This window comes from Enterococcus sp. DIV2371, assembly GCF_050498525.1.
In the GTDB taxonomy this organism is placed as follows: domain Bacteria; phylum Bacillota; class Bacilli; order Lactobacillales; family Enterococcaceae; genus Enterococcus_B; species Enterococcus_B mangumiae.
The window spans coordinates 3,196,592-3,210,869 of sequence record NZ_JBIPAJ010000001.1 but is presented as its reverse complement, the minus strand read 5'-3'; the positions used below and the strand labels follow the sequence as shown (position 1 = coordinate 3,210,869).

Below are 14,278 nucleotides of genomic sequence, written 5' to 3'. Positions count from 1 at the left end.
AAATCATGACATGAGATGAAATATGGGGGAGCTTGGGGTGTGCAAACATTCCAAGCTCGTCTTTTTCTTACAAAGACTCTTGAAAAAGGGATGAGCCAATCAAATCCAAAGGAGACGGGTTGTTCCTTTCATTCACAACCTTGACGATTCATGGTAAAATTGGAGCAATCAAATGAGGGAGAAAGGGGTGTGAGTAGTTGAAAGAATTTATTCAAAAAAGTTTATTGAAGCCTTGGGATATTGCCATTATTCTTTTGCTAATCCTACTCTCATTCTTGCCAGTGGTGCTTTTTAGTTATCAACAAGTAGATGCAGCACCCAATAAAGAAGCGGTGTTGCGAGTAGATGGAACAGAAATCAAATCCTTTCCTTTAGTAGATGGAACTAAAGCCTACACCTATTTATATGAAGACGATCATGGGGATAAGAACCTGATTGAAATCGACGGAGAACGAATTCGGATCAAAGAAGCAGACTGCGATGATCAGATTTGCGTTCGTCGTGGCTGGGCAACGAATAATGGGGAAACAATCGTTTGTTTGCCTCATAAATTAGTGATCGAAGTACGATCAACAGACGGGAGTGGGGAAGACAGTCTGATTTATTAGACGGTTCACGCCATGAGTAAATTACAAAAAATGATCTATATATCTTTACTAGTTGCCCAAGGTGTGATCATCGGCTTATTGGAAAATATGATTCCATATCCTTTTGGCTTTGCGCCAGGTGCGAAACTTGGCTTGGCAAATTTGATTACGATTGTGGCAATTTTTACAATGAAAAAACGAGATAGCTTCTTATTACTTTGGTTGCGTTTGTTTTTGACCACGTTATTAGGCGGAACCATCTCGACGTTTCTCTATAGTATGAGTGGCGCATTACTGAGTTATGTTGGTATGCTTTTAGTCAAACAATTAGGACCTAAAAGAGTCAGTATCATTGGAATCAGTGCGACTGGTGGATTTATGCATAATGTCGGTCAGCTATTGACTGCTTCATTTATTGCTCAATCTTGGACAGTCATGCTCTATTTACCGATTCTGTCGTTTCTAGGGATACTTTCCGGACTTGCGATAGGCATCTCTGCAAACTATCTATTGAAACATGTAAGAACATTACAGCGATTCCAAGCAGATTATGATCGGCAGACCAACAGTCAATGGCAATCGGTATTTCTGAAAAAATAAGCGTTATACAAGGAGTTTTTTTATGAAGTTACATCAAATGTGGAGGGACTATCCAACGATCCAGATGGAATTGAACCAGACACTAAAGAAAATGGAAAGTGTTGTTCGGCTGAAAAACAAACCAGTAGAAGAAGCAATCAAAGAAACGATCCATGCGGGTGGAAAGCTCTTGCGTCCGGCTTATCAATTGTTGTTCGCTCAATTTGGACCGGAGCAAGATCGTGAAAAAGCCATTTCGTTGGCCGCATCCATTGAGATGTTGCACATTGCCACGTTGATCCATGACGATATCGTTGATGAGGCTGACGTACGAAGAGGACAGCCGAACTTACGCAGCCGTTTTGGCAATAGTGTCGCTGTGTATGCAGGAGATTATTTATTTGTTTGTTGTTTCAAACTCCTATCAGAATACGCCTCTTCCTTAAAAAGCATGCAGCTGAATGCACGAAGTATGGAAAAGGTATTGAATGGTGAACTAGGTCAAATGGATGATCGCTATAACGCACAATTATCTGTTGAAGAATACTTACAGAACATTTCTGGCAAAACCGCTGAGTTATTTCAATTGAGTTGTTTCGTCGGTGCGTATGAAAGTGGGACAAGCGAGCGTTTTGCGAAAAAAGCAGGAGATATCGGTTTGGCGATCGGCATGGCGTTTCAAATCATGGATGACATTTTAGACTACACGAAACAAAGTGAAGATATCGGTAAACCTGTATTGGAAGATATTCGTCAAGGGGTGTACTCATTGCCTTTGATCTATGCGTTACAAACAGAGAAAAAAGCTGAACTGCTTGAATGTTTGTCAAAAGAAAAACAAATGACACAAGCAGAAGCTGAAAAGGTACAACAGCTGGTCGTTGAGGCGAAGGGTGTAGAGAACGCACAGAAATTAGCGGAGTCTTATACTAAAAAAGCATTAAAAGAAATCAAAAAATTGCCAGACACTTCCTTGCAAACAAAAGAGACATTAGAGAAGTTGACCGCTCAGATTTTAAATCGTGTAGATTAGTGGTTAGATAAAATGAGTATTACTTTTTAGGTAATGCTCATTTTTTCTTTGCCTAGAAAAAGAGGTTTTGCACCCTCTAAAAGAAAGAGGTATGCTAAATAGTAGGTATCGTGTGGTTGCTGATTTTAGAATTGGGCATACTGCACGTATCAGTAGTTTGTTGCTCTTAAACCATGAGCCAGCAATAGTATGGACATGGACCGTTCATCGAACAAGAGGGCTTACATCGTTTTATTTATGGACGTAAGTACATAAAATGACGGAGGAAAAATAAAGGAGGGAAATCAACGCACATAAGAAATAATACATAATATAGAGTGAACCATGGACAAAACAAGTAGTTAAAACATTCATTTTTGTTTATTCTGATAGTCAGCTTATTTAGCATTTTGGGGGAAATGTCGCTGAACGACAAGAATAGATGAGTCAATAAAAAACCAGTGAAAGCCTTAAAGTACTAACTGAAAAGGAAATCACTGGTTTTTTATTTTTTTGTTTTATCTCCCAAAACTTGGACTATGCTGCGGTCGATTGCTCCGTAATTGGTTGCCTTGTTTTAGACTGTTGCTTTCTTTTTGTTGCTGCGCGCTATTGATCTTATCTCGCAGTGTAGCTTTCCGAGACTCAGGAAAAATCCCTTTTTGTGATGCAGTAGTGTGTAATTTATGCTGCCCTTTTTGATCCTCTCTCTTTGTGCGCTCACTTTTTTGAGTAGACTCGAAAGCTTTCTCGGTTTTCTTAGTATCTCCAGGAATCGTTTCGTAGATGTGTTCAGAAAAGTCAGCTTTGTGCGGTGTTTCCTGGATATTGCCTTCTCTATGTTTTCCTTCTGCCAGTGCTACCGCATCAAATCTTAGTTTCGTCTTTCGATTCGCAGGGGGAAGTTCTTTATAGTGCTCATTGAACGCACGATTAGCCTTTACCACAGCAGACACCACTTCTTTTTCTGTTCGGATACGTATGTCGGGAAGAGGTTCATCTTTCTCATTGCTTTTCTTATTTTCAGGAATCGTTTCATAAGTATGCTCAGTTAGATTTGTGTATTTTTTTAGTAGTTTATCCACCAGCTGTGGATCTAGCGTTTGAATTTTTTCAAGTATATCCAGCGCTCTATTTTTATTATTGTTGATGCCAACGGTTAATTCCTTATATTTTTTTGAAGACCCAGAACGGTCGTTCAGCTTCTCTCTTTTTTCGGTTAAAGTATGCATCATAGTAATCGCATTCCCAAATTTTTTTTCCAGACTCTTGATTTCTGAAGCATGACTTTTTGATAGATGTTTACTTAGTTCCCTTGATCGCTTTCTCATTTCTTCTACTGATAGATTATTTTCTCTAGAATTAGCCATGATTCTCTCCTCATCTCTTGTTTTATCTCTATAAACAAACATAGCATTTTAACCATCTTGTGTTACGCCGACAATTTCTAAGTAAGGGAAATTAGTGGTATAGGCTGTGTACTTGAAACATGAGTGGTTCATCGATGAGGAGACTATTTTTAAGGAATAGAAAAAAGAACATTGACCATTATTATTGATCAATGTCCTGAGTGGTTTGTAGCCGTTTGTTTTATTTTAAATCGTCTGTCTCGTTTTCTCTTGTTTGTTGAATGCTGGATTTGGTCTTTCTTGGTTGTTCATTCTGACTTTGTTTTGTGCGTTAGTTAACTTCTCATTTAATAGCGGTTTAAGATCAGATTTAAGAGTAGATTTAAGTGTAGATTTCGAAATTGATTTTCCAGTTTTTCCTTTTAAAGTGTTAATATGAGTAACCAATAATTTTTTTTTGTTGAGCAACTTTTTCTTATTTTTCCCACTAAGAAAATTAATGATTCTGCCGGTGACTGTCTTTTGCCTTCTTTTGAATTTAGCTAGTTTTCTTTCTATTCGCTTTAACTTTTTCTTGGCTTTACGTAGCGTTAATGGTTTTAGCTTTTTTTTATTCTCCTCATGGATAATCGATTTCTCTTGAATCTCTGTTCCTTCTCTTTTTTCTCCAATGGAAACAGCAACTTCTTTAACTTTCTCTTTTCCGTCGCCAACGCTAGCTTTTTCATTGCCAATGTGTCCTTTTTTGTCGCCAGGGATTTCTGCATAGATTGGTTCCTGTTTTGCTTCGTAAGCCATTTCGTAGGTACGTTCAGTCAGAGGCTCCCTTTTCGCTAGGGCGAAATGATTATTTATAGCTGTTTCCAATCGATTCGCATGTCCAGGTGAAATATTTTCTAGTCTTTCATATAAAACGATAATTCTCTGCCGATGTTTTTTCATGAGAGCTGTTAATTCCTTATATTCTTCTGAAGACTTAGAAGTGTCACCGAGTCTCTCTCGCTGTTCTAATAACTGCTCGATTCTATTTTCAGAGTGGATGATTTGATTCGACAGTTTAAGGATTGAAGCCTTTTGATCTGGTGTGAACTGTTGTTCTTGTGTTCCTGGTGTTTTCTCTTGTTTTTTAGATTCAGCCATACATATCTCCTTCTCCTATTGTTTATATAAACAAAAATAACATCTTTTTTTCATGAATCGTGCCGATAATTTCTAATTATGGAAAATTAGTGAAATAGGCTTTGAAGAAAAGGAGATATTGTATGGTTCCCCTGATAAATTGAGAGGGTTGGTACTAGTTTATCAATGGCACGTGTATATGAAGTAAAGAGCAAAAAAACTGTAAAATCATGAAAAATATTCATGATTTTACAAAACTAGGTGATGGTGCACGATCTTCACGTGGTTTTTGGTCCTTCATTTTCTGTTCTTGCTTATCATGAGCAGCGGTTACTTTTTCTTTCAGTGTTGGTTTTAAAATACTCTTTTGAGTAGTATTTTTAAGGGGTTCAAGCTTAGCAACCAATTCTTTTTTTTGATTTTTTAATGCTTGGATTTCTTTTCGGTGAAAGAAATTCGAAATTCGTTTAACGATATTCCATTTGCTTGTTTTGTATACATTTAATTTTTCCTGTGTGGCACCTAACTCTTTTTTTATCGCGTTTCTTACCTTTTTCTTCTCGTTTAATCTGACTGTTTCAGGGGAAAGCATATCCGTATTTATTTTTAGTTTTGTGTCCGTTTTTTCTACAGAAGGTACGTCATGATAAGCTTTATCGAATTTTGCATTGGCTTTATTCACCTTGATTTCGCTAGGCGTTAACGGACAAGGAACTTTACCATAGGGGGAATCAGCAAATGTTGCTTTTACTCTTTCAGCCATTTTTGGATCGAGGGTGCCAAGCTTCTTGTAAAGGATATTCGCCCGAGAACGTTGGTCTTTGATACTATCAGTATATAAGGCAAACTCTTTTTTTACTAAATCATGACTAACAAGTTTATCTCTTTTTTCTGCGAGTGCTTGTATGATATTCTCCAAATTGGTGATTTTACTGACTAATGATTTTACTTCTTTCGTAGGGCCTTTTGGTTGCTGTGACACTGACTGCCGAGGACGCGCGGATGATCGTCGGCGAGCTGAATTCTGATCGGTCATTGAACGTCTAGGAGTCGATTTTTCCTGCGCCGATGATCGACGACGGGACTTCTGTTGGTCCACTGATTCCCGACGAGGGGCGTCCTGTGGCGACATGGAACGACGTCTGGTCGACTGGTCAACTGACTCTCGTCGAATATCGTTTGTTTTTTCAAGTGCTTGTTCTTTCATCACTTGTTTAAGTGCTTGCTGTGTGTGGATATTAAATAGGGTGCTTCTTAGCTCACTTTTTGCGACACTAAGCATATCAGTTGCCTTATTATACGCATCTGGCTCTCCACGAGGACCAGAATGTTTCGTGACTTCAACCTGGATGTCTTTGATTTGTTCAATTAGCCTATTTCTTTGTGTGTTTAGTCGAGCAATATCCTCGTTGATTTCTGTGACAGACATTTCGAGTCTCTCTGGTTGGATCGTTGCGGTTTGTTGTGAAAATTTTTTCACTATCGCTAATTGATCCTGCGCGTGAACACGGGTGCTTTCAGAAAGGTTAGGGTCTGTTGATCGTAAGTTCAATGTGCGGTCTTTGATGATGATATTTACCTTTAAAAGAGCTAGATTTTCTGGACCAATTGCTTTTTGATCCAAAAATCCATTTTTAATTGCTGCGTTTAAAAATTTTATGACTTCTTTATTTGTTAGTTGTGCCATAGGTTTCTCCTTATGTATCTTTCTAGCTACATAACAAAAATAACATTTTTATGTGTTTTTCTTTTATTGATAATTTCTTTGCCATAACAATTATTGCTATAGACAATCTAATGCAAAAATGTTATTTCGGGTGAGCCAACACGCGTATGGGGGCGTGTATTGTGTTATGTACGCTTTCGTTGCCAAAAAACCAGAGAAAGAGTTCTTTACAGATTCGAACAAACTTTTTTTGTTTTTGGAAAAAAATTGTCCCGACAAATAAAAATTCCATGCTATATTCTGGATTAAAGAATGCTATGAATAAAGGAGAGTCCTTGTGAGAAAACAATATACATCAGAATTGACGAAGTTAACGGTGATCGAGATCGTAACAAAATTAAGTGAAGAGAAAAAGAATTTCTCGTTTCGCGACATTGAAGAAGAATACCAACAGCCTTTGACTGCTGCGGATAAATTTTTGATTCGCTGTTTGATTGTCAAAAAATTCAATTTGAAAATCGAATATTTTTCTTCTTCAAAGGCGAACCAATTACAATTTTGTAAAATTTGAGGAAGTCGTGCGTGATACGTCCAGTGAGCATTGCTCAAGTTTAGTATAAAAATAAAAAATGTTGTAATTCTATACAAAAGAATTTATTTGGTTTCCTATCGGTTATGATACAAACAGAACGACAGCAAAAGAGGAGGCGTTAAATGGAATAAGATTCTGTATAGGGAGAAGATGAGGAAGCTAGCGTTGAACTTCAGGAGATACGCGTGGCAATAAATAAGAAGTAATAAATAGGCATAACTAAACATAATAAACACACATAGAACATCACTTGATTACCATCAACTATTTCGGGGAAAAATAGTTGAACGGTCTCACTTGCTTGACGACGTGCATCACTAATTGTGCTACCGCATTTAGAAAGCGCAAGCAAATGTTATCAGGTGACGAATATTGAGGGACGGTAGTTTGAGTAGGCTACTGTGACTCACAATAGCACATAGTTCCACCATAGATGAATGTTGAATTCGAACATAGAACAAACACATAAAGCAATAACTAGTGAAGCACATATTCGAACATAGAGATAAGCACATAGAACCAATAGATAAAACGAACACATTGTACATCGAAGCTTTCATGTTTTCTCGCGACATCAAGCTTACAACAATATAAAGCGAGCATAACAAACCCACCATTGATAAAAAAGAGGCTAGGAAACTAGCCTCTTTCAGATTGTAGACAAACCTTATGTAAAAATGAGGTTTGTCTTTTTTATATGTACGATTTTAAGAATAAAAGAGAAATTTCTTTGTTTTTCTAAAGAAAAACACCCCTTTCCTGCTCGCCCTTTTTTGATTTTTATTAGTTTTTTCATATTTAGACAGGCAAAAGTAAGCCCAATTTTCATGTGCATTTTTTCTATTCCTATTTGATTCGTATAACGTAATCCATGAAATTCCTTTGCTGTACCAAAAATTCGTTCAATTGTTTCTTTTCTTTTTCTATATAGGTCTTTAAAACTTCTTTGATGACGTATTTCCTCACATCGTTCGATTGCTTTCGCCCAAATATGTCTGGTGATGACTTTTGTATGATTTTTTGAATTTGTACAAGTAGATAGAACAGGACAATTTTTACATTCTTCTGGATTACTTTTGTATTCTAAATATCCTTTTCGATTGGTTGTCGAATAAGAGAGGATCTTATCATTAGGACAGATATAACAATCATAGTATTCATCGTAGGCATAGTCGTTCTTCTTGAAATAGCCCGCTTTCGTCATTGGTCGCTTATAAGGGAAAACAGGGGTCAGATTTTCTTCGAGAAGTAATTGTGCGATTGCTGGCGTTTTATACCCAGCATCCATAATCAATTTATCTAAAGTAAAAGCTCCTTTGAGCTTTTTAAATAAAGAAATAAACGTACGACTATCATGTAAGTTTCCTGGGTGGGTCGTATAACCTAGTATCCAGCCGTTTTTATCACATGCCACTTGTGCGCTATATGCAAAAACTTCTTTATGCTCACCTTTATGAAACCAACCACTTTCGGGATCAGTAGTACTTGTTTTTTTCATGGCCATTTTAGTTCCTGCGTTTGTTTCTTTTAAGGGCTTTTTTAGGCGTTTTTCTCGATCTTTTTCAATTTCTTTTGTCAATTTTTCCGTATAAAAGAAGGCTTGATCCATCACTTCGACGGATTCTTTCTTGTTTCGATTCGCATGTGCTTTAATATGTGTCCCATCAATAAAAATTTCAGAGGTATCAACGATTCCTTCCGTCATACATTGTGCTAAAATCTCATAAAAGATTTGTTCAAACGTAGTGGTTCCTTTGAACCGTCTCGTATAGTTTTTACCAAATGTAGAAAAATGAGGAACTGCATCTTCTAACCCTAACCCCAAAAACCATCGATACGCGTTGTTCACTTCAATTTCTTTGATGGTTTGTCTCATGCTTTTAATACCAAAAAAGTATTGAATCATCGGTAACTTAATCAGAAGAACGGGATCTAAGCTTGGCCGTCCTTGGGTTTCATCATATTTATCTTTTACCAAATCGTAAATAAAAGAAAAATCAATAAACTGATCCATTTGTCGTAATAAATGGTCTTGGGGAACTAAGTCCTCAAGAGCAAAAAAGCCCATCTGTGCACGCTTACTCATATCTTGTTTTGAGAGCATCGGGTTACACCTCCAATTCATAGTTTTATTTTAACGTATAAAAAAAGACAAAGCACTATAAATAAGTACTTTGTCTACAATCTGAAAGAGGCTAGGAAACTAGCCTCTTTTTGCTGATGGTAAGCCATCGATCTCTGTTAAACTGACCTCGCCAGATAGGAGCTGGAAACGTTGCTCTGGTGTGTCTACGATCAATTCACCTTTGGGGCCGATCGATTGAGCGATGCCGTGATAGGTCGTCCCTTTTTGGCTAAAGTTGACAGACTTTCCTAAGACGAAGGATCGTTCTTTGTAAAGGTCAAAATAGGCTTTCGTGGGGTCTGCTAAATACGTAAAGAAATGTTTCCAAATCGAACCAATCAATTGGTTTCTAGTAATCATTGCTTCGCCGTCTGGAAATAAGGAAGTCGCTTTTTGCTGGATGTCATCAGGAAATTGGGTTTGGGGAATCGAAAAGTTCAATCCCACACCAATGATCACTGAACGAATTTCGCCAGTTTCCATATCGCTTACTGCTTCCGATAAAATACCGCAAACTTTTCTTCCGTCAAGATAGATATCGTTGACCCATTTGATCATTGCGTGCTTTCCTGTCATTTCTTCGATTGCTTTGACACAAGCACTGGCAGCGATCAACGTATATTGTGGCAACTCTTCAAAATGCTTTTGTGGATGCAACAAAAGGCTCATGTAGATCCCTTGCCCGGGTTGTGCAAAAAATGAACGCCCAAAACGACCATGCGCTTGCTCTTGTGTATCAGCGATAAATAAGCTAGGTTTCTTCGTATCCATAGTAGAAGCTAACTTCGCATCTTTCATCGTTGATTCAGATTGCGCTAAAACAGTCACTTGCGTATCAAAAAGGGATAATTCATGTGAAATCTCTACAGGATCTAATACATCGGATGGAAGATAACGGTATCCTTTTGCTTGATGCTCAAACCGAAAGCCTTCTTTTTCTAATTCTTTGATGGCCTTCCAAATGCTTGTCCGGGAAACATTCAGCTGTTGCGCAATCTTTTCACCAGATAGAAATGTCGAGTTGTTTTTTAAAAGGTGTAACACCTTGGCTTTTGTCGTCATTGAACAAACTCCTTTCTATGTATCATACTATCAGATTTGGGGAGATGCCAGAAGCGTTTATTTGGTAGAGAGCCAAAAATTTTCCGACTCGTAAAAACGAAAGAGAAAAGGTACCTTTATAGAATGATTTGGGAGTTAGGAGTAAATGAAATGGAACAAAAAAGAAAGATTAAGAAACAATTACGAAAATTTACAGGAAACGCCAGGAAGTGTTGACTTTTACGTTGAAACAGTGTATTATATGAAGTTGCAAAAACTATCTGATGAAGTGAAGGCAGAAACGAAATATTGTCCGTTTCGGCTTTAATATAAGGAAACAAAAGTAGAAGCTCAGGAAGGTATGTATTCAAGAGAACGTTCTATTTTTGGTTTTTTTTTGCCTAAAAGCCGCAAAAAATGTCTGTTGTTACCTAAATATAATATTTTTAATATTATTGTAACAATTGATCGGGTAGTCTTTTTGAATGACATTTTAGAGGGGTGAAGAGCTTGGCTGGACACGTAGTAAAATACGGAAAACATCGCGAACGTAGAAGTTTCGCACGAATCAGTGAAGTGTTGGAATTACCAAATTTGATCGAAATTCAAACAGACTCGTACCAATGGTTCTTGGATGAAGGACTAAGAGAAATGTTTGAAGATATTTTGCCAATCGATGACTTCAATGGCAATCTTTCTTTGGAATTTGTAGATTATGAATTGAAAGAACCAAAGTATACAGTAGCAGAAGCACGCGCACATGACGCAAACTATTCTGCACCATTACATGTAACTTTACGTTTAACAAACCGTGAGACAGGTGAAATCAAAGCGCAAGAAGTATTCTTTGGTGATTTCCCATTGATGACAGAGCAAGGGACATTCATCATCAACGGTGCTGAACGTGTTATCGTATCCCAATTAGTCCGTTCACCAGGTGTTTATTTCCATGGGAAAGTAGACAAAAATGGTAAAGAAGGATTCGGTTCAACAGTGATCCCTAACCGTGGCGCATGGTTAGAAATGGAAACTGATGCAAAAGACATCTCTTATGTACGTATCGACCGCACACGTAAGATTCCATTGACTGTGTTAGTCCGTGCATTAGGTTTTGGTTCAGATGACACGATTTTTGAAATCTTTGGCGATAGTGAAACGTTACGTAACACGATCGAAAAAGATCTACACAAAAATGCAAGTGATTCTAGAACAGAAGAAGGATTAAAAGATATCTACGAGCGTCTTCGCCCAGGCGAACCAAAAACAGCAGATAGTTCACGTAACTTGCTGAATGCCCGCTTCTTTGATCCAAAACGTTACGACTTGGCAAATGTAGGTCGTTACAAAGTAAACAAAAAATTAGACTTGAAAACACGTCTATTGAACTTAACCTTAGCAGAAACATTGGTTGATCCTGAAACAAGTGAAATCATTGTTGAAAAAGGAACAGCCTTAACACATCAAGTGATGGAAACATTGGCACCGTTCATCGACAATGGCTTGAACTCAGTGACTTACTACCCAACTGAAGATGGCGTAGTGACTGACCCAATGACTGTCCAAGTGATCAAAGTCTTTTCACCAAAAGATCCAGAACGTGAAGTGAATGTGATCGGTAACGGCTACCCAGACACAACAGTGAAAACTGTTCGTCCAGCGGATATCGTTGCTTCAATGAGCTATTTCTTAAACTTGATGGAAGGTATCGGCAACGTGGATGATATCGACCACTTAGGAAATCGTCGTATCCGTTCTGTCGGAGAACTTTTACAAAACCAATTCCGTATTGGTTTAGCACGTATGGAACGTGTCGTACGTGAAAGAATGTCGATCCAAGATACAGAAACATTGACACCACAACAATTGATCAACATCCGTCCAGTTGTTGCAAGTATCAAAGAATTCTTTGGTTCTTCTCAATTGTCTCAGTTCATGGACCAAACAAATCCATTAGGCGAATTGACACACAAACGTCGTCTTTCAGCCTTAGGACCTGGTGGTTTGACTCGTGACCGTGCCGGTTATGAAGTACGTGACGTTCACTACTCTCACTATGGCCGTATGTGTCCGATCGAAACGCCTGAGGGACCAAACATCGGATTGATCAATAGTTTGTCAAGTTATGCGAAAGTAAATAAATTTGGTTTTATCGAAACACCTTATCGTCGTGTTGATCGTGAAACAGGACGTGTAACAGAACAAATCGATTACTTGACCGCAGACATCGAGGACCATTATATCGTTGCCCAAGCAAATAGTAAGTTGAATGATGACGGAACATTTGCTGAAGACATCGTTATGGCTCGTGCTCAAAGTGAAAACTTAGAAGTATCGATCGATAAAGTCGATTACATGGACGTTTCACCGAAGCAAGTAGTTGCAGTAGCGACAGCATGTATTCCTTTCTTGGAAAACGATGACTCCAACCGTGCCTTGATGGGTGCCAACATGCAGCGTCAAGCCGTGCCATTGATCAACCCTCAAGCACCATGGGTCGGTACTGGTATGGAATACAAATCAGCTCATGACTCAGGAGCTGCGTTACTATGTAAACATGACGGTGTGGTTGAATTTGTAGATGCATCTGAGATTCGCGTACGTCGTGACAATGGCGCATTAGACAAATATTCAGTCACAAAATTCCGCCGTTCAAACTCTGGAACAAGTTACAACCAACGCCCAATCGTTCATTTAGGTGAGAAAGTCGAAAAAGGAGATACCTTGGCAGACGGACCATCAATGGAACAAGGTGAAATGGCTCTAGGACAAAACGTCTTAGTTGGTTTCATGACTTGGGAAGGTTACAACTATGAAGATGCGATCATCATGAGCCGTCGTCTAGTAAAAGATGATGTGTATACATCGATCCATATTGAAGAATATGAATCAGAAGCTCGTGATACAAAATTAGGACCTGAAGAAATCACTCGCGAAATCCCGAACGTCGGTGAAGACGCATTGAAAGACTTAGACGAAATGGGAATCATCCGTATTGGGGCAGAAGTCCAAGACGGTGACTTATTAGTCGGTAAAGTAACACCAAAAGGGGTAACTGAGCTTTCAGCAGAAGAACGCTTATTACATGCAATCTTCGGTGAAAAAGCACGTGAAGTACGTGATACTTCTCTACGTGTACCACACGGTGGTGGCGGGATCGTTCACGATGTGAAAATCTTTACTCGTGAAGCTGGCGATGAATTATCACCAGGTGTCAACATGTTAGTTCGTGTGTATATCGTTCAAAAACGTAAAATCCATGAAGGGGATAAAATGGCCGGACGTCACGGTAATAAAGGGGTTGTTTCCCGTATTATGCCGGAAGAAGATATGCCATTCTTACCTGATGGAACACCAATCGACATCATGTTGAACCCATTAGGGGTACCATCACGGATGAACATCGGACAAGTATTGGAATTACACTTAGGGATGGCTGCGCGTCAATTAGGCATCCACGTAGCAACACCAGTATTTGATGGTGCAAGTGATGAAGACGTATGGGAAACTGTTCGTGAAGCTGGCATGGCTAGCGATGCGAAAACTGTTCTTTATGACGGACGTACAGGTGAACCATTTGACGGACGTGTGTCTGTCGGAGTGATGTACATGATCAAACTTGCTCACATGGTTGATGACAAGCTACATGCACGTTCAATTGGACCTTACTCACTAGTTACGCAACAACCATTAGGTGGTAAAGCGCAATTTGGTGGACAACGTTTTGGGGAAATGGAAGTTTGGGCACTGGAAGCATACGGTGCGGCGTATACCTTACAAGAAATCTTGACATACAAATCAGATGACGTAGTCGGACGTGTGAAAACATACGAAGCGATCGTCAAAGGCGAGCCAATTCCAAAACCAGGTGTACCTGAATCCTTCCGCGTATTAGTCAAAGAGTTACAATCACTAGGATTAGACATGCGTGTCCTAGACATCCAAGACAGCGAGATCGAACTTCGCGACATGGATGACGAAGACGATGACTTGATCACAGTCGATGCTTTGACAAAATTCGCTGAACAACAAACAGCAAAAGAACTAGAAAAACAAGCTGCTGAACAAGTCGAAGATGAAAGACAAGACATCATCCAAAACTTTGAAACCGCAGAAGATAATTTAGACTAATCCGGTCTGAGATACTGTAAGGCGGTCGATGATCAGCCGCCTTGCGGTTTTGCCATTAAATGAAATGGAGGGAACCCCTT

At 38.8% G+C, this 14,278-nt stretch carries 12 protein-coding genes; 7 read left to right on the top strand and 5 right to left on the bottom strand.

Annotated elements, in window-relative coordinates; translation table 11 throughout:
• Positions 1 to 197: 197 nt before the first annotated feature.
• From IGL24_RS15010 to IGL24_RS14995, 4 genes are all read left to right on the top strand, one after another.
• Positions 198 to 608, top strand: a complete 411-nt coding sequence (locus tag IGL24_RS15010) for a NusG domain II-containing protein (protein ID WP_206858532.1) — start codon at positions 198 to 200, stop codon at positions 606 to 608.
• A gap of 12 nt (positions 609 to 620) precedes the next feature.
• Positions 621 to 1,187 (top strand): Gx transporter family protein, encoded by a 567-nt coding sequence (locus tag IGL24_RS15005; RefSeq protein WP_206858534.1) that lies wholly within the window; start codon positions 621 to 623, stop codon positions 1,185 to 1,187.
• A gap of 22 nt (positions 1,188 to 1,209) precedes the next feature.
• Positions 1,210 to 2,199 (top strand): polyprenyl synthetase family protein, encoded by a 990-nt coding sequence (locus IGL24_RS15000; protein ID WP_206858535.1) that lies wholly within the window; start codon positions 1,210 to 1,212, stop codon positions 2,197 to 2,199.
• Between the two features lie 91 nt (positions 2,200 to 2,290).
• Positions 2,291 to 2,446, top strand: a complete 156-nt coding sequence (locus IGL24_RS14995; protein WP_429968509.1) for a hypothetical protein — start codon at positions 2,291 to 2,293, stop codon at positions 2,444 to 2,446.
• Between the two features lie 250 nt (positions 2,447 to 2,696).
• Here IGL24_RS14995 and IGL24_RS14990 read toward each other — a convergent pair whose 3' ends face one another.
• The 3 genes from IGL24_RS14990 to IGL24_RS14980 all read right to left on the bottom strand — a co-directional run bounded on the left by IGL24_RS14990 (position 2,697) and on the right by IGL24_RS14980 (position 6,333).
• Positions 2,697 to 3,590 carry a hypothetical protein gene (locus IGL24_RS14990; protein ID WP_206858537.1) on the bottom strand — a complete coding sequence of 298 codons (894 nt, stop codon included), beginning with the start codon at positions 3,588 to 3,590 and terminating at the stop codon, positions 2,697 to 2,699.
• A gap of 183 nt (positions 3,591 to 3,773) precedes the next feature.
• Entirely contained in the window at positions 3,774 to 4,667 is an 894-nt protein-coding gene (locus tag IGL24_RS14985) for a hypothetical protein (protein WP_207699447.1), read from the bottom strand.
• A gap of 220 nt (positions 4,668 to 4,887) precedes the next feature.
• Entirely contained in the window at positions 4,888 to 6,333 is a 1,446-nt protein-coding gene (locus IGL24_RS14980) for a hypothetical protein (RefSeq protein WP_207699448.1), read from the bottom strand.
• A gap of 316 nt (positions 6,334 to 6,649) precedes the next feature.
• Between IGL24_RS14980 and IGL24_RS14975 the strand changes: the two genes are divergently transcribed.
• The gene (locus IGL24_RS14975; RefSeq protein ID WP_206858542.1) at positions 6,650 to 6,883 is read left to right on the top strand and encodes a hypothetical protein; all 234 of its coding nucleotides are present in this window, start codon (positions 6,650 to 6,652) and stop codon (positions 6,881 to 6,883) included.
• A 688-nt stretch (positions 6,884 to 7,571) separates the two neighbouring features.
• Here IGL24_RS14975 and IGL24_RS14970 read toward each other — a convergent pair.
• Complete coding sequence (locus tag IGL24_RS14970) at positions 7,572 to 9,008, bottom strand: IS1182 family transposase (RefSeq protein WP_207116055.1); 1,437 nt, start codon at positions 9,006 to 9,008, stop codon at positions 7,572 to 7,574.
• 99 nt (positions 9,009 to 9,107) lie between these two features.
• A complete protein-coding gene (locus tag IGL24_RS14965; protein ID WP_207700352.1) occupies positions 9,108 to 10,091 on the bottom strand; it encodes a biotin--[acetyl-CoA-carboxylase] ligase in 984 nt (327 codons plus the stop codon).
• A gap of 145 nt (positions 10,092 to 10,236) precedes the next feature.
• Here IGL24_RS14965 and IGL24_RS14960 point away from each other — a divergent pair, with 145 nt between their 5' ends.
• Positions 10,237 to 10,398: a hypothetical protein gene (locus tag IGL24_RS14960; RefSeq protein ID WP_207115780.1), complete on the top strand. Its 162-nt coding sequence runs from the start codon at positions 10,237 to 10,239 to the stop codon at positions 10,396 to 10,398.
• A gap of 182 nt (positions 10,399 to 10,580) precedes the next feature.
• Positions 10,581 to 14,198, top strand: coding sequence for a DNA-directed RNA polymerase subunit beta (rpoB, locus tag IGL24_RS14955; protein WP_207700351.1), 3,618 nt, complete (start codon positions 10,581 to 10,583; stop codon positions 14,196 to 14,198).
• Positions 14,199 to 14,278: the final 80 nt, after the last annotated feature.